The sequence below is a fragment of the Flavobacterium gelatinilyticum genome (assembly GCF_027111295.1).
Classification (GTDB): Bacteria; Bacteroidota; Bacteroidia; order Flavobacteriales; family Flavobacteriaceae; genus Flavobacterium; species Flavobacterium gelatinilyticum.
Map to the genome: position 1 here is coordinate 1,116,174 of NZ_CP114287.1, position 16,736 is coordinate 1,132,909.

16 protein-coding genes are annotated in these 16,736 nt (G+C 36.6%); 8 read left to right on the forward strand and 8 right to left on the reverse strand.

The window, feature by feature from the left end:
- Nucleotides 1-31 precede the first annotated feature (31 nt).
- Nucleotides 32-478 carry a GNAT family N-acetyltransferase gene (locus OZP11_RS04690; RefSeq protein WP_281234069.1) on the forward strand — a complete coding sequence of 149 codons (447 nt, stop codon included), beginning with the start codon at nucleotides 32-34 and terminating at the stop codon, nucleotides 476-478.
- On the opposite strand, the gene OZP11_RS04695 is transcribed toward OZP11_RS04690, so the two are convergent.
- Nucleotides 479-1,342: a LysR family transcriptional regulator gene (locus tag OZP11_RS04695; protein WP_281234070.1), complete on the reverse strand. Its 864-nt coding sequence runs from the start codon at nucleotides 1,340-1,342 to the stop codon at nucleotides 479-481.
- A gap of 66 nt (nucleotides 1,343-1,408) precedes the next feature.
- On the opposite strand from OZP11_RS04695, the gene OZP11_RS04700 reads away from it, so the two are divergent.
- Together OZP11_RS04700 and OZP11_RS04705 are read left to right on the forward strand one after the other, a co-directional pair.
- A complete protein-coding gene (locus tag OZP11_RS04700; RefSeq protein ID WP_281234071.1) occupies nucleotides 1,409-1,933 on the forward strand; it encodes a GNAT family N-acetyltransferase in 525 nt (174 codons plus the stop codon).
- 25 nt (nucleotides 1,934-1,958) lie between these two features.
- Complete coding sequence (locus OZP11_RS04705; RefSeq protein ID WP_281234072.1) at nucleotides 1,959-2,852, forward strand: DMT family transporter; 894 nt, start codon at nucleotides 1,959-1,961, stop codon at nucleotides 2,850-2,852.
- Between the two features lie 99 nt (nucleotides 2,853-2,951).
- Here OZP11_RS04705 and OZP11_RS04710 read toward each other — a convergent pair whose 3' ends face one another.
- Nucleotides 2,952-4,814 carry a TonB-dependent receptor plug domain-containing protein gene (locus OZP11_RS04710; protein WP_281234073.1) on the reverse strand — a complete coding sequence of 621 codons (1,863 nt, stop codon included), beginning with the start codon at nucleotides 4,812-4,814 and terminating at the stop codon, nucleotides 2,952-2,954.
- 68 nt (nucleotides 4,815-4,882) lie between these two features.
- On the opposite strand from OZP11_RS04710, the gene OZP11_RS04715 reads away from it, so the two are divergent.
- The 3 genes from OZP11_RS04715 (at nucleotide 4,883) to ligD (ending at nucleotide 9,592) form a co-directional block, all read left to right on the forward strand.
- Nucleotides 4,883-6,385: an aminotransferase-like domain-containing protein gene (locus OZP11_RS04715; protein ID WP_281234074.1), complete on the forward strand. Its 1,503-nt coding sequence runs from the start codon at nucleotides 4,883-4,885 to the stop codon at nucleotides 6,383-6,385.
- A gap of 161 nt (nucleotides 6,386-6,546) precedes the next feature.
- Entirely contained in the window at nucleotides 6,547-7,029 is a 483-nt protein-coding gene (locus OZP11_RS04720; RefSeq protein WP_281234075.1) for a hypothetical protein, read from the forward strand.
- Nucleotides 7,016-9,592: a DNA ligase D gene (gene ligD / locus OZP11_RS04725; protein WP_281234076.1), complete on the forward strand. Its 2,577-nt coding sequence runs from the start codon at nucleotides 7,016-7,018 to the stop codon at nucleotides 9,590-9,592. Before OZP11_RS04720 ends, ligD begins: the two co-directional genes overlap by 14 nt.
- On the opposite strand, the gene ku is transcribed toward ligD, so the two are convergent.
- The 6 genes from ku to OZP11_RS04755 form a co-directional block, all read right to left on the reverse strand.
- Entirely contained in the window at nucleotides 9,589-10,368 is a 780-nt protein-coding gene (gene ku / locus OZP11_RS04730; protein WP_281234077.1) for a non-homologous end joining protein Ku, read from the reverse strand. The genes ligD and ku overlap by 4 nt on opposite strands.
- Before the next feature lie 116 nt (nucleotides 10,369-10,484).
- The gene (locus OZP11_RS04735) at nucleotides 10,485-10,982 is read right to left on the reverse strand and encodes a hypothetical protein (protein WP_281234078.1); all 498 of its coding nucleotides are present in this window, start codon (nucleotides 10,980-10,982) and stop codon (nucleotides 10,485-10,487) included.
- Nucleotides 10,983-11,180: 198 nt separating this feature from the next.
- Nucleotides 11,181-12,026, reverse strand: a complete 846-nt coding sequence (locus OZP11_RS04740) for a helix-turn-helix domain-containing protein (protein ID WP_281234079.1) — start codon at nucleotides 12,024-12,026, stop codon at nucleotides 11,181-11,183.
- 124 nt (nucleotides 12,027-12,150) lie between these two features.
- Nucleotides 12,151-13,380 (reverse strand): PQQ-dependent sugar dehydrogenase, encoded by a 1,230-nt coding sequence (locus OZP11_RS04745; protein ID WP_281234080.1) that lies wholly within the window; start codon nucleotides 13,378-13,380, stop codon nucleotides 12,151-12,153.
- 176 nt (nucleotides 13,381-13,556) lie between these two features.
- On the reverse strand, nucleotides 13,557-13,943 hold the full coding sequence (locus OZP11_RS04750; RefSeq protein ID WP_281234081.1) for a DoxX family protein: 387 nt from the start codon (nucleotides 13,941-13,943) through the stop codon (nucleotides 13,557-13,559).
- Nucleotides 13,944-14,097: 154 nt separating this feature from the next.
- Nucleotides 14,098-15,111, reverse strand: coding sequence for a zinc-binding alcohol dehydrogenase family protein (locus tag OZP11_RS04755; protein ID WP_281234082.1), 1,014 nt, complete (start codon nucleotides 15,109-15,111; stop codon nucleotides 14,098-14,100).
- A 479-nt stretch (nucleotides 15,112-15,590) separates the two neighbouring features.
- Between OZP11_RS04755 and OZP11_RS04760 the strand changes: the two genes are divergently transcribed.
- On the forward strand, nucleotides 15,591-16,163 hold the full coding sequence (locus OZP11_RS04760; protein ID WP_281234083.1) for a GNAT family N-acetyltransferase: 573 nt from the start codon (nucleotides 15,591-15,593) through the stop codon (nucleotides 16,161-16,163).
- 122 nt (nucleotides 16,164-16,285) lie between these two features.
- Nucleotides 16,286-16,720, forward strand: coding sequence for a DoxX family protein (locus OZP11_RS04765; RefSeq protein ID WP_281234084.1), 435 nt, complete (start codon nucleotides 16,286-16,288; stop codon nucleotides 16,718-16,720).
- Nucleotides 16,721-16,736: the final 16 nt, after the last annotated feature.

A 16,736-nucleotide genomic window follows, 5' to 3' on the forward strand; every position in this document is an offset into this window, starting at 1 on the left:
TATCTTTGTCAAAAAAATTAGAGTTTTATATATGACATTCAGCCATTACATTAAATCATTTGATGAATTGACCAATCACGAATTGTACAATATGCTTCGTTTACGAAGTGAAATTTTTGTTGTAGAACAAAACTGCGCCTATCTGGATTTAGACAATAAAGACCAGAAAAGTTATCATCTTTTGTATTTTGTTGATAATGAACTTGCCGGCTGTACACGTTTGCTTCCTGCCGGTTTATCCTTTAACGAAATTTCTATTGGCAGGGTGGTTATTGCTCAGTCACACCGCGGACTTGGTTTAGGAGTAAAACTTATGGAAGCTTCGATAGCCGGTTGTGAGGAAAAATTTGGCAAAGGCCCTGTCAGGATTGGTGCACAGTATCATTTGTCGAAATTTTACCAGTCGCTGGGATTTATCGAACAAGGTGAAGTGTATGACGAAGACGGGATTCCGCATATCGAAATGCTTCGTTCTTAATTACGGAATAATCAGTTTCAGTACATTGGCTAAAACCGGGTTATGATCTTCGGCTCTCCAGTTGATGTATAAGTCGGTTTCCAATGGAAGTTTGATAAATCGGATTCCGGAAATTTCATGAAAAACATACGAATCAGGCAGAATTGCAATTCCCAGTCCTTTTCGAACCAAAGCGATAATAGCAGAACCAAATTCGGAATGCAGATACACTTCGGGGGCATTTTCCAGAGAATTGAATAAACGTTGTATCAAATCGCTGTAACTGCTGCCTTCGTCATTAGTGGGTAAAATGAACTTTTGAGAAGCCAGTGTTTCTTTGGTCAGGTCTTCGGGAGTTTTGTAAGGATGATTTTCAGGAACAACAATCGCCAGATAATCGGTATGGATTTTTTCTGAACAAATGTCTTTCGCATTATTAATATCTCTGGTAATTGCCAGATCGATTTTATAATTACGCAGAAAATTCTGCTGATTTTCATAAAGCACCTGAACTAGTTTGATTTTCAGCTTTGGATAAGCATCTGAAATACGCGACAAAATATCCGGCATAATTGAAGCTGAAATAGAATCAGGATGAGAAATGGTAATGGTACCGCTCTCCCCTAACTGAATCTGGCGCGCCGACTGATGAATAAATTCGAGTTTGTTTAGTTCGACTTCCCATTTTTCTTTTAGAAACTGACCGGCTGCCGTAAGCTTGACATTTCGTTTGGTACGTTCAAACAACTGAACACCCAGCTGATTTTCGAGAGACTGAATCTGACGGCTGAGTGCCGATTGTGTAATATTCATTTTTCCGGCAGTGTTCCAGAAATGAAGTTCGCGGGCCAAAGCCAGGAAGTATTTAATCTGCTGTAAATCCATTGATGCAATTTACACATTTATCAAGAACAAAAAACAGGTTTTAACGCATTAAATAAATAAAAATATATGAATAATTTAAAAATAAGAAAAGCCAGTGTTTCGGATGTTATAAAACTGCAGGCTATTGGAAGACAAACCTTCTCTGAAACATTTTCGGATGCAAACTCAGAAGAAAACATGAAAAAATACCTTGAGGAAAGCTTTGCTGCTGCAAAACTAACATCGGAATTAAACAATCCGTCTTCGCACTTTTATCTGGCTGAACTGGATGATCAGGTTTTGGGGTATTTAAAATTAAATACCGGCGATGCTCAGACAGAAAAAGAAGATAGTAACGCACTCGAAATAGAACGCATTTATGTAGCCAAAGAATTTCACGGCAAAAAAGTGGCGCAGGCTTTATATGCCCAGGCTTTGCAGACTGCTCAGGAAGCAAAAGCAGCTTATATGTGGCTGGGTGTCTGGGAAAAGAATTTCAGAGCAGTACGTTTTTATACCAAAAATGGTTTTGTTCAGTTTGATACCCACATCTTCCGTCTGGGAGGTGACGAACAAACCGATTTAATGATGAAGAAAGTTTTAATAGATTAAAAAAGCTTTTTGAAGCTTCAAAAAAATGAAAAACAGACAACTTTTACTGGGTTTATTAATCCTGGGTACAGCCTTTTGGGGTATCTCGTATTCGGTTACCAAAGTTGCTATCGGGAATTATTCGCCGGCGGTTTTTTTGTTCTACAGATTTTTACTGGCTGTAATCGTATTAAGTATTATTTTTTGGAAATACGTTAAAAAAACCAATCTCGAATATATTAAAACTGGTGCAATTTTAGCCGTCCCTATGTTTTTGGGCATTCATTTACAAACCGTAGGATTAAAATACACCGATGCATCGCAGTGCTCGTTTATTGCCGGACTGTGCGTAATTATTATTCCGCTCCTTAAGCTGGCAATTTATAGAACCAGTACACCTTTAAAAATCTGGGTTGCTGCTCTAACGGCCTTAACCGGGCTGTTTATAATTGCCGTAAAAGATAAATTTACCATAAATCTGGGCGATTTATACACCATTGAAGGCGCATTTGGCTTTGCCGTTTACCTGATTGCGGTCGAAAAACATTCGGCTTTAAAAAACCTTTTGTACTGTATTGTGCCTATGTTTGCCTTTTGTACGCTGTTTACTTTTGTTCTGGCCCTTATAGATAATCAGTCAGACTGGTTTCCTGAAAGAGATACGTTCTGGATGGGCGTCATTTACTGTGCTTTGTTCTCTACTGCTTTTATGTATACGGTTTCAAATATCTCGCAGCGCTATTTATCTGCAGAACGTGTGGCGGTAATTTATTTGTTTGAACCTGTTTTTGGAGCAATTGGAGCGTTTTTTATTCTGGGAGAAAATCTTTCGTGGCGATTGCTTTTCGGCGGAAGCCTCATTTTTGCAGCCACTATTATTTCCGAAGTAAATTTCAAAAACACAAAACTTAGATTGGCGTTTAAAAAAAATACGATTTAAAAAACAAAGGCTCAGTTCAAAAAGAACTGAGCCTGATAAATTTCCTAAAAACGAATCAATTCTACTATTCAGAAAATTACTTAACTAAAAAGTATTGCCTTAAAAAGTAACAAATTTCACTCCCAGACTAAACCATCTTGACGGTAATGGTATAGCTCCTACTTCATAATATGTTGCATTAAATATATTTTGAGCATCTAAAAAGATGTTGAATTTATGGATAGACTGGCTCACCCTGAAATCATTGATCCAGTAAGAAGGTCCGGTGATTCTTTCATTAAAACGCGTTGCAAACAAAATCGATAAATCTTTGTACTGATAATTTATCGTATTGGTAATCTGGTGTTTTAAAGATGAAATCAGGTATTTTGAATAAATCTCGGTACGATTGCTTTTGAAATCTGAATCCAGATACGAATAACCTAAATTGATATTCAGTCTCGAATCTGCGCTAAAATCGATTCTGTAAGTTCCTCTTAAATTAATTCCGTTTGTATTTAAATCTCCCGTGTTCTGGCTCTGCCAAGGTACTGTCGTTGCATTACGCATCCAGTCGATATAATTAGTGATTTTTCTGTAGAAATAATTCGCATTAAAAGTCAACGCTTTTTTACTGAACTTAAAACCAATTTCGCTCTGGAAAGCATTCTCTGAATCCAGATCAGTATTTCCTATATTTCCGGTTTGTTTTAAATACAAATCTGTAAATGACGGGATTCTCTGGCTGGTTCCCACATTACCAATGATTTTAAACGAATCTGTAATTTCATAACTCGCATCAATTCCGGGATAAATCTGCCATTTATAATCCGAATTGTAGTTTAAGTACGTTCCCACATTTACATTAAGTTTTTCAGAGAAACTCGTTCTGTATTCTGCATACAAACCTACGTTTTCACGGTCATGATCCCCAATATTAGATGAATGAATATTTTCGTTTCTAAACTCCCCGCCAAAACCAATTTCACCTCTCGATAATTTAACAGTCGAATTCAGTTCAGCTGCAATAGAATTGGTATAATGCTGGCTTCTTCCTACATTCAAATTTGAATTTCCCATATAGCGGTAATCATCATAATTGTATCGGTACGTTACCCTTGGCATAATATTCCAGCTGTCTGTAATTGAATGTTTTGACTGTAAATTGGCAAATGTAGTCTGAACAATTTCGGTCGCATTTCGGTCGGTTGGAGCGGCATAAAAACCGTTTGCTCCAAATCCGTTATTGATATATCCGGCTGATCCCGAAATTTCATTAGCATCATTAAGCTGCACATTTCCCTGATAGAAAATTTTATTGTTCTCAAAAGCCGTATTGTAACGATATCCGTTGCTTTTATCGTGAGAAGCAAAAATTGAATGCTGCTGCTTTTCTTTTCCTAAAACAACTCCGGCCTGAATTCCTGTTCCGTAAAACGTATCTCCGTCGCCTTCGGTATTTTTTTCAAAATTAGAACCAGCATACGTACTTATTAAAACACCTGAATCCGTCGGTTTTTTTGTGATGATGTTAATCGCTCCCGTTAAACTGTTAATCCCGAAAACTCTTGCAGCCGGACCACGTATTACCTCTATTCTCTCGATAACTTCAACCGGAAGTGGCAGGTTGAGCATATTATGAGCCGTTTGCGAATCGATTACTTTGGCTCCGTTTAAAAGAACAACCGTCTGCTCAAAACTTCCTCCGTCAACACTTACATCGGCCTGACCTCCAAAAGGACCTCTCTGGCGGATATCGACTCCGTTTGCATATTGCAAAACTTCCTGAAGCGTTCTTGCCGGCATGGCTTTAATAATTTCGCTTGTAATTACATATACGTTTCTGTTTTGTTTAGAAATTGGCGTGCTGAAACGGTTTTCATTAATTATAACTTCATCCATTTCGTTAATGGAATCTCTTTTTGTCTGTGCGTAAAAATTGGTACAAATTACTGTCAGGACAGCAAAATAGATTTTTTTCATTTGGTTGGTATTTTTTTTGGCAAAAATAGTACCTTGCCGTACTAATCAAGTATACCAGTTTAACAATAATGGATAGTCCGGTTGAAATTCCTTTTAAAAGCTTCATTCAGCTTAAACCAGAAGAAAACACTGCAATTTACCTGCAGCTGGTTTTTGAGTTTATTAAAGCCATTCAAACCGGATTTCTGCCCGAAGGAACCAAACTTCCCGGTACGAGAATTTTATGCAGAGTTTTAAATGTTAACCGAAATACTCTGATCAAGGCTTTTCAGGATCTGGAATCGCAGGGCTGGATCGAAACACTGCCTAATAAGGGAACTTTTATCTTATCGCAGCAAAAACAAAAAAACAAAACCGGTTTTATTCCTTCAAGAGAACAAAATCACGCTGAAACCAGTACAGGTTTTACTTTTCAGCGTTCAGCAATTCTTGAGAATCCAATAGAAATAAGCAGTCTTCATTATCAATTCAATGACGGAATGCCTGATTTACGACTAGTACAGACCGATGTGGTAGCCAGATTGTACGTTTCGAAACTGAAAAGACACAAAACGTCTAAAACCTACGAACAAATACAGCTTCGCTCACATTTGAATTTTAAAATGCATTTTTCAAATTATCTTAACCTTACACGAGGTATCCGGATTTCGACTTCTAATCTTCTTACGACCAGCAGTCACGAAATCGCTTTGTATATGGTGACCAAAGTGCTGATTGCCCCGGGCGATAAAGTTGTGGTGGCTTCTCCGGGTTATTATATGTCGAATATGACACTTACAAATACCGGAGCGCAGGTTATTCCGGTTCCTGTAAACGAGGACGGAATGGATACAAAACGGTTAAAAGAAATCTGCGAAACCTCCCAAATCAGGGTTTTATACCTGACGTCCAATTATCACTATCCCAAAACTATTTCGCTTAGTGCCAAAAAAAGAATAGAAGTTCTCGAATTGGCTAATCAATACGGATTTGTGATTCTGGAAGACGATTATGATTTTGATTTTCATTACGATAACAATCCGGTCCTGCCTCTGGCGGCTTTCGATTCGAATCAAAAAGTCGTGTACATAGGCTCTTTTGGAAAATCGCTTCCATCGGGATTTAGCTGCGGATTTGTCGCTGCTCCATCTGAATTTATTAAGGAACTCGAAAAACATCAAAATATTCTTGAACCCGGAATTGATGCCCTGAAAGAACAGGTTTTAACGGAATGGATTACAGAAGGTGAAGTACACCGTCTTTCTAAAAAAAACAAAAAAATCTACAAAGAACGGCGTGACCAATTTGTTTCGGCTTTAAATGAAAAATTAAACGGCCATATAGTCTTTAAAATTCCTTCGCGCGGACTAGCCGTATGGGTCGAATGGCTGGATCATTTTAATTTGATACAATTTCAGAAAGAATGCGCCAAGCAAGGATTGTTTCTGCCTAAAACCATTTTGTATCAAACCAGAAATCTTACTGCCACGCGATTAGGTTTTGGTCATTTGGAAAAAGAAGAAATGGAAAAAGCGGTTTTGATCCTGAAACAATCTCTGGAAATTATTACCACAAAAACGAATTCGCTTTAGCACATCGTCCATAGCTGTTGGAAATACCGCCACAGCATTTTAAAACAATTACAACCAAAGGGTTACATACTGATAATTATATAATTACGCGTTTTAATCGTATAAGTAAAAAAAGCCTTACTGATTTAACTTTGAATAAGAGTTATAATTAAAAAAGGCTTATGATACTTTATATCCTGATACAATTGATTCTGGTTTCGATTGCCGCTACATCAGCAATGACTTTATTTAGTTATGCCATGTCAAAAGCATTTCAGGAACTCTATAAAGAACCCGTTCTTTTAAGCTTTGTTTTAAAAAAACTAAACATAACGCTTTCTGAAAAATCTCAAAAAACCTGGGCCTGGCTGCTCCATTATTTTATTGGATTATTATTCGTTACAGGTTACCACATAATATGGGTTAAAGGAATTTTACCGATTTCGCCCTTAACGGCGCTTCTTTTTGGAGCCATAAGCGGTATTATTGGTATCATCGGCTGGGTAATTATGTTTAAAATGACCAGCCATCAACCCCCAATTGACTTTAAAGGTTATTATATCCAGCTGTTCTTTGCCCATATTATTTTTGGTATTACCGCAACGGCACTTTACTCTATTACACTAACCCTTTTAATACTTACACAAGCCTATGTCACTGTCTAAATACCAACAAAAAAGGGATTTTAAACAAACCCGTGAACCAAAAGGAAAGATCGAGAAATCGCAAAATGAATTGATTTTTGTTGTGCAGAAACATGCTGCATCGCATCTTCATTATGATTTCAGGTTAGAGATGAACGGCGTTCTGAAAAGCTGGGCGGTGCCAAAAGGTCCGTCATTAGATCCCGAAGTAAAACGTCTGGCAATGATGGTCGAAGATCATCCGTACAGCTATAAAGATTTTGAAGGCACTATTCCTGAAGGAAATTACGGCGCCGGAAATGTGATTGTGTGGGATCACGGAACGTATACTTCTGATGAGAAAACAGTTTCTGATGAAAAACAGCTTTTGGCCGATTTAAAAAAAGGACGTTTGAGTTTTATTCTGAAAGGAAAAAAACTCAAAGGAGAATTCTCTCTCGTAAAACTGAACGGAAAACAGGAAAATGCCTGGCTTTTAATTAAAAAAGAAGACAAATACGCTGATTCTGATATTGATATTTTAGAAAAAGACAAATCGGTTATTTCAAAAAGAAGCCTGGAACAGCTTGAAGAAAAAGCCAAAAAAATAGTTTCTGCCAAAGAAGAAAAACCTGCTAAAAGGACTTCTTCAAAAAAAAAGAGCAGCACAAAACCTGAAAGAGCCGATTTTTTAAAACCTATGCTGGCTTCTGTAAAAGAAAAACCGTTTGATGATGACGAATGGATTTTTGAAAACAAATACGACGGTTACAGAACAATTGCTGTTATAAATCCAAACGAAGTCGAATTGTTAAGCCGAAATGAAATATCATTCAACGCTAATTTTAAGCCGATAGCCGAAGAATTAAAACAAATTGACCATACAGTAGTTCTTGACGGTGAAATTGTTGTAGAAAATGATTCGGGAAGGGCTGATTTCCAACTGCTGCAAAACTATATGAAAACCGGAACAGGAAATCTTAAATATTATGTTTTTGATTTGCTGAATCTTGATGGAAACCGAATTACCGAATTATCGCTGCTGGAACGAAAAGAACTGCTTAAAATCCTGTTTAACAAATATCCGTTTGCGAATGTTTATTTCTCGGAACATACCATTGGTGACGGAATCAAACAATTTGAAAAAGCGGTTAAAAATAAAACGGAAGGCATTATTGCCAAAAAAGCCGACAGTACCTATACAGTCAATCGAAGAAGCACTAACTGGCTGAAAATAAAAACTGCCAACGAAGAAGAAGCCATAATTATTGGAATTACGGAACCTAAAAATTCCCGTAAATATTTTGGGGCAATTTTACTCGGGCAATACAATGGTAAAAAACTGGAATACATTGGCAAATGCGGTACTGGTTTTACAGAAACTGTACTTAAAGATTTATACACACAGCTTACACCTTATTTTACAGATAAATCGCCTCTTGACGAAAAAGTGCCGCTGCGGGATAAAATACAGTGGGTGAAACCAAAAGTGGTTTGTCAGGTAAAATTCTCAGAATGGACACAGGACCAGCATTTAAGGCATCCGGTTTACCTTGGAATCCGAATTGACAAAAAAGCAGCAGAAGTTTCTTTGTCTTTCAAAAACGATAATTTGACACCGCAAAATCCAGAAGAAATGGCAGTAAAAGAAAATAAAACGGAAATTAAAAGAGAGAACGATTACGATTTAAAAGCAGGCAAAACGGTACTGCATCTAACCAATCAGAATAAAGTTTATTTTCCTGATGATGCTATTACCAAAGGCGATATTATTCAGTATTACAATGAAGTTTCTTCGCTTATTCTGCCGTATTTAAAAGACCGTCCGGAATCTATGAACCGTTTTCCTAACGGAATTGATGCGCCTAGTTTTTATCAAAAAGATGTTGATGTCGATAAAATTCCGTCCTGGCTGAAAACAAAAAAAATCTTCTCAGAATCAAACAATGCCAATATTGATTATCTCATTTGCAATAATAAAGAAACACTGCTTTATATGGCCAATTTGGGCTGTATCGAGATGAATCCGTGGAATTCTACTATCAAACACATCCATAATCCGGACTGGCTGGTAATTGATCTTGATCCTGCAAAAGACGACTTTAAACAAGTGGTACAAACGGCCCTGGTTGTAAAAGAAGTTCTGGACGAACTTGAAACAGAATGTTTGTGCAAGACTTCGGGCGCTTCGGGACTTCATATTTATATACCGCTTGGAGCGCAGTACGACTACGATTCGATTAAAATTTTAGGAGAACTAATTGCCAATGAAGTACATTCGCGAATTCCGAATCTTACTTCGGTTGAAAGAAGCATCAAAAAGAGAAAAAATAAATTGTACATTGATTTTTTACAAAACCGACGCGGACAAACTTTAGCGGCGCCTTATTCTGTACGTCCTAAACCGGGTGCAACCGTTTCAACTCCGCTGGAATGGAACGAAGTGAATGAAAACCTGCATCCGTCGCAGTTTACCATTAAAAATGTTTTGAAACGTTTTGAGAAAAAAGGTGATTTATGGGCTCCGGTTTTATCTAAAGGTGCTAATATTAAAAAGATTATCCACAAATTAGAAGAAAGTCAAAGCGAGTTGAAAAACGATTAAGATGATTTTTTCTTTTTCGTTTCGAGGCTAGCTTTGAGCATCGACATTAAATCGTCGCTTTGTTTGTGGACAACTTTCATTTTTGGAGCTGCTTTTTGTGGTTTTCCTTTGGCTTTCTTTTTAATTATATCCAAAAGCTTGGCGGTGTATTCGTCTTTAAAACCTGAAATATCAAATTTTTCAGTCAGCTGATCGATCAGTTTTTCGGCCATGTCCATTTCTTTGGTTGATTTTTTGGACATTGGCGGCAGCTTTAATTCTTCGGTATTTCGTATTTCCTGCTCAAAACGAATTCTATTTAAAACAATCACATTTTTGTAGGGTTTTAAAATTGCCAGACTTTCTTTGTTTCGCAAAACAAAACGGGTTACGCCTACTTTACCCGAAGCCTGTAATGCATCGCGCAATAATCCATAAGCATTCATAGCACCTTTGTCGGGCTCAAGATAATACGGCTGTTCGTAATAAATGCTTTGGATTTCTTTTTCGAAAGCGAAACTTTCAATGTCGATTGTTTTGGTTTTAATGGCATCGGCAGCTTCAAAATCAGAATCTTCTAAAATAATATATTTGTCATCGAGCTTATAGCCTTTTACAATATTACCAAATTCGACTTCTTTCCCGGTGTTTTCGTTTACACGTTTAAATTTAATATTGGCGTGGTCTTTAGAATCCAGCATGTCCATATCGAGACTGCTTTCCTGCACCGCCGAAAACATTTTTATAGGAATATTAATTAATCCAAAACTTACCGAACCTGTCCAAATTGATCTCATAGTTTCATCCTTTAAATTTTCTTTTAAAAGTAAATCACAATGACCTGTTATTCTTTATATCATCATGGAATTGTTTTATAAAATACCGACTAAAAATCAAAAACTTACACAATTTATCAGCGTAATTTTTTCTTAAAATAGAGTTGCTTTTTTAAATTTTCTTCTTTTTCATCAAACTCAAATTCATCATAATTAAGAGACTTTACTACTTTAATTAAATCTGTATCTGCAGAAAAAGCTTTTACCCAAATTAAATCATGTTTTCGCTGAAATGCTATTTCTTCTGCACGCTTACAAATTACCAGTAAATCTTCTTCATTGAAATGAATAATATCTTTTAAACAAATTGCTTTTTCTGCTGCCAGCTTTTCATTTGAAAGTCTCGAAGAATCTAATTTTAGAAACGATGACGGATTTTCAGCTTCATAAACCATCAGGATTTCAATTGAAAAGTCATTCTGTATTCTGAATAGTTCTTTTTGCGAAAACTGTTCTTCGGTATATTTATCAGCATCTTTTTGTTCAAATAAACGCTTATAAAACTCTTTGGCCTTATTTTCCATCCAAATTACATTATCATTAATTATAACTACAAATCTTGCTGTTTTGTCCATATCTTTTTTAGTATTGATTATTAAAGACAAATTTGCGGGAGATGCGGTTTTAAGAAAAGAGCAATAGGTCTGTTATTTTGTGCAAAAAGGCTTTTTTTTAAGGGACTGAGGGGCTGAGGGGCTGAGGGGCTAAGTTTTTTAAATTTTATGCCTTTTCTCCCGATAGCCATTGGGATTGCGAGATTAAAAAACTTAAAATTACTTACGATATTCTAAAGGCGAAATTCCGGTATGATTTTTAAAAAACCTTCCAAAGGTAGACTGGTTTTGAAAATTTAATTCGTCGCTGATTTGATTAATGGTCAGACTTTTATTTTGCAGCAACACTTTCGCTTCCAGTATTACAACCTCATTAATCCACTCGCTTGCTGTTTTACCGCTGTTCTTTTTAATTACTTCCGAAAGATATTTACGTGTTACATTTAAAGAATCGGCGTAATATTCTACAGAACGCTGTAGTAAGAAATTTTTAAAAAGCAGTTTTTTAAAATTTTCGAATATTGGATTTTGAGTTATTACTGCAGAAGCTGTTTCCTGAACTGAATCAAGTTCGTAGATTAAAATATACAGATAGCTTATAAGTTCTGCAGGCTGATGTTTTGAGTTTCCTTCTAAAAGTTCTTTTATGAGATTAAAAATACGTTCAAACTTAATCTTTAATCGACCTTTGAGTTCCAGAACATTATTGTTTTCAAAAAATTTATATTGGGATAAAAAGAAAACATTAGTCTGACTTTCGAGAAAAAACTGCGGTTTAAAAAATATAATATCAATTAAAATTTCATCGCTGTTTTTTGCAAAACTTCTGGTAACTGTAGGACCTAAAGCAATAATTGCAGGCGCCTCAATTATTCTTTTATCGAGCTGTGTCTGCATTACGATTGAGCCTTTTCTCAAAAATTCTACTGCATAACTTTCTGCACGATATGGCTCATCTATATAAGGATGCTCTTTAGTTTGAATGTAGAAATAATCCTTTTTATCTGCATTTGAAAAAAGACTTTTGTGCTGGGTTAAGGAATAGGTCAGAATTTTATTTTTCAAAGCTATTATTGGTAAAAATCGTAATTCAAAGATAACGAGAATGAACAGCAAAAAAAAATGACGCCAAAAGCGTCATTTTTATAGTTTTTTACAATTGATAATTAATCATTAACAATTATAAAAATTATTTCTTGTCTATTCTATAAAGTCTTCCCTGATCAGTTACGGCGTAAAGAGCTCCGTCTGCACCTTGTGTAATATCTCTAAAACGCTGGTTTTCTCCGGCAAGAAGTCTTTCCTCTCCTACCACTTTATTATCTCTGATAACCAAACGTGCAATGTGAGTTGCGCTTAAAGAACCTATGAAAAGGTTGTTTTCCCATTCCGGTACGCGATTTCCGCTGTAGAATGTCATACCACTCGGAGAAATCACAGGATCCCAGTAATATACCGGCTGTTCCATTCCTTCTTTCTGCTGAATTCCATCACCAATCGTTTGGCCGCTGTATTCGATTCCGTATGTAATAGTAGGCCATCCGTAGTTGGCTCCCGCTTTAATACGGTTGATTTCGTCACCGCCTCTTGGTCCGTGTTCGCTTTCCCAGATTTCTTTAGTAACAGGATGCATAGCAAGCCCTTGCGGATTTCTGTGTCCGTATGAAAAAATTTCAGGCAGTGCTCCTGCTGTTGGAAAAGTTGGATTTCCAGGTGCAGCATTTCCTTCTTTCGTAATTCTAACCACTTTTCCTAAGCTGGCTGTAAGCGATTGCGCTAAAGGTCTTGTTTGCAGTACAGAACGTTCTCCGGTACTTACAACTAAATATCCGTTTTGATCAAAAAGAATACGTCCGCCATAATGAAGATCACTAGGATTTGCCGGGCTTGAACGATAGATAACCGTAGCATTTTCTACTGTTTTTTCGTCATTTGCCAGTCTTCCTTTTGCTACCGAAGAAATATTTCCTCCAGCAACTGCCTCAGAGAAAACCCAGTAAATCATTCTGTTTGTCGCAAAATCAGGATCAAGACACAAACCTAACAAACCGCCCTGATTAGCAGGATTCACAGCCGGAAGTCCGGTAATAGGCGCGCTGACCACACCTGCCGTTGTTACAATACGTAAAGTTCCTGTTGTTTTCTGTGTTACTAAAATACGTCCGTCAGGAAGTGTTTTAACGCCCCACGGACTTGTTAATGCAGTTGTAATTACATCAAATTTATATTCTGTATTGGTTGTCATACCACTAATTCTCGTCTGGCCGGTAAATGCCGGTTTGTACTGCGTGTTGGCCTGGCCATTCTCAACCGGATCGGTTACGGTTCCGCCGCCATTTTCGGGATCTTTATCATCACTTGAGCAGCTAAAGGCGAATAAGGCAGTTGAAAGAATGAAAATGTACTTTAAATTTTTCATAAGTAGTTATTATTAAATTAATTTGGGTTATATCACGCAAATGTCTAACAATTTAGCCCAAACAATTTTATACAATTTAAGGAAAGACTTACAGAATTTTATGAATTGGTCATGAAAAAAGCCCTAAATAAAAATTTAGGGCTCATGTAATTGGTATGTTTTAACTCAAAGTAGAATTAATCCCAGTTATTGTTTTTAGAAACAGCATATTTTCCTGCTCCGGTAAAGAACAATGCCACTGAACCTAAAAGGTACAACATTAACAACTCGTTAGCATAACCACCATGCTCGCTGATCGAGAAAAGATCCTGAGCATGAGCAACAGCAATGGCAACAACGCAGGTTACAGCCAAAAGCACTGCAGCAATTCTGGCTCTGAATCCTGCTAAAATAGCGATTGGCGCTAAGACTTCACCAATGTAAACAGCATATCCAAATGCTCCCATATTGTCTACAAGGAAAGAAATTCCGTGAAGCATTTTTGAAACACCATGAAAAAGCATTAAGCCTCCAACGCTGATACGTACTAGTAATAATCCTAAATCTAAGTTTTTTTCCATCATAATAATTTTGTTTTTGGGTTTAAAATTTATGTAAAATTGGGCTTATAACGCGACTAAAATACACAAATATTATGATGTTGCAATTTTATTATTTAAAATTATTCTAAATAACTAATTCCAGTATATCACAGAGCAGTTTTGGACATAAACTTTTTTAAAATTTAATAGCAATTTTACCTATGGTTCTGCCTGATTCCAACAATTTATGTGCATTTTTAAAATTATCCGCTGTTAGTCCGTTTAAGGTTTGGTTTAAAGTGGTTTTCAAAACCCCTTCGTCTAACAAATCAGCTGCTTTATTTAAAATATGGTGCTGTTCAATTTGGTCTTCTGTCTGATACATTGAACGTGTGTACATTAATTCCCATGAAAAAGAAACACTTTTGCTTTTTAATTTGGTCAAAGCCACCGGTTCGCTGCTTCCGGTAATCGATGCGATATGTCCCTGAGGTTTAATTAGTTCAACCATTGTATCCCAATAAGCATTGTTGTCTGCAAAATCTAAAATATAATCTACATATTCAAAACCAGCTTCACGTACAGAAGAAACCAAATCTTTATGATTTACCACAAAATCGGCTCCTTGTTTCTGGCACCAGTCAACAGTTTCAGGACGTGATGCTGTGGCAATTACTGTTAATCCGGCAATTTTCTTAGCCAGCTGAATGGCAATGGAACCTACTCCGCCTGCGCCGCCAATAATCAAAATTGATTTTCCTTTGTCTTTTTCGGCACTGATTCTAATTCGGTCAAACAAAATTTCCCAGGCTGTCAAAACGGTTAACGGAATTACAGCAGCTTCTTCGATGCTTAATGTTTTAGGCTTTCTGCCCACAATTCTTTCATCAATAATTTGATATTCGGCATTGCTTCCTTGTTTTGTAATATCTCCGGCGTAATATACAGGGTCACCTACTTCAAACAAAGTTACTTTTTCGCCCACAGCCTGAACAATGCCAACAGCATCCCAGCCAATAATTTTCGGGGTTTCGAGAACAGTATCCTTTGCACCGCTCTGACGGATTTTAAAATCAACTGGATTTACAGATACAGCGTCAATTTTTACTAATAAATCATGCGCTCCCGGAATTGGTTTTACAGCTTCAAATTCGATGAAACTTTCCGGTTCTGTTATGGGTAATGAGGTTTTAAATCCTATAGCTTTCATATGTTTATCTGTTTTTATTTTTACAATAGAACAAAGATACATGCTGATTAAATTTAAAATATGGTATAATTTGATACTATATCAGTACAAATTCGGCAGTTTTGTGTTTCACGCTCCCGATATGCTATTGGGATTAAAATGATTTCTTTTTAAACACATAGAGACAATGAAATGCCTTTCAGATTTCAGTCCCAATAGCTATCGGGAATTCAATTGCCTCCAACTTTAGCTGGAGGCAACAAGTATTCTTTTTTTTAGGGCTTTAGCCAAAATTTTAAGTTTGGCTAAAGCCTTTTACCATTTCTATTTATTACCCCCAGTTGAAACTGGGGGCTATTGAAAAATCTGCTTAATCTTCCACATCAGCGAGAAATAATTTTCTGCCAATGCAAAAAAATCTGCACCCATCAGCTTAAATCTGCCGAATCTGCGTGAAACCAATATTTCCCTAACTTTACATAAAATAAAACTTCAGAAAAATGATCATCAGAAAAGCCGAAAAATCCGACTCAGCACAAATTGCTCCTATTTTATTACTTGCTATGGAAGATATCATTTACAAGTTTATCAAAAAAGAAGATTACACTGCTGCAAAAGACTTTCTGCAGCATTTCATCGAAAAAGAAAACAACCAGTACTCCTATCAAAATTGTTTTGCTGCTGAAGATAATAATGAAATAATCGGTGCTGTAAACATTTACAATGGTTCCGATTTAGAAGCTTTACGAAATCCGATTATCGAATACGTGAGAAAGCATTTTAATCCGGATTTTGATCCTGAATTTGAAACCAGAGCCGGAGAATTTTATATTGATTCATTGGGCGTTAATCCAAAGTATCAGGGAAAAGGAATTGGTTCGAAGCTTCTTTTGTTTCTGATTGATGAATATGTGCAGAAAAACAATCAGGTTTTGGGATTGCTGGTTGAAGAAGATAATCCGCTGGCAAAAAACCTGTATTTAAAAATTGGATTTAAGGCTGTGGGAGAAAAAACGCTGGTTGGAAAAAGACTCGAACACCTGCAAATACAGCAGGAAAATGTTAATCAGTAATTTTAGGCAATTTGAAGCTTAGAATGTCGTTATTAAAAATACAATACCATTTTCCCTGGCTTTTACAGTTTCTTTTTAAGACAGGATTTATATGCACTGGATAGTAAAAATTTAATAACAGAATGAAGAACATAACCATACTCGAAGCAGGATTAATTTTAAGAATAGTTTTAGGAATCACAATGCTCTCGGCCGTAGCTGACCGATTTGGACTTTGGGGCGCGCCCGGATCAAACGGGGTTGCCTGGGGAAACTGGGAAAACTTTGTGCTTTACACACAAACTTTGAATCCTCTTTTTAATAAAGCAACAGCCGAAATTTTGGGCGGGATTGCTACTTTCTTCGAAATATTGTTTTCTATCTTGTTATTTTTCGGTTTTAAAACCCGAATTGCCGCTTTGGGAACTGCCGGTTTAATGCTTGTTTTTGCTTTGGCCATGATGGCAAATGTTTCTATAAAAGCACCTTTTGATTATTCGGTTTTTACAAGTGCGGCAGCTGCTTTACTTCTTGCCAATATTGGAAAAACTATTTATGCCGTTGACAACAGGATATAAAAAAACAGAAGCAGTT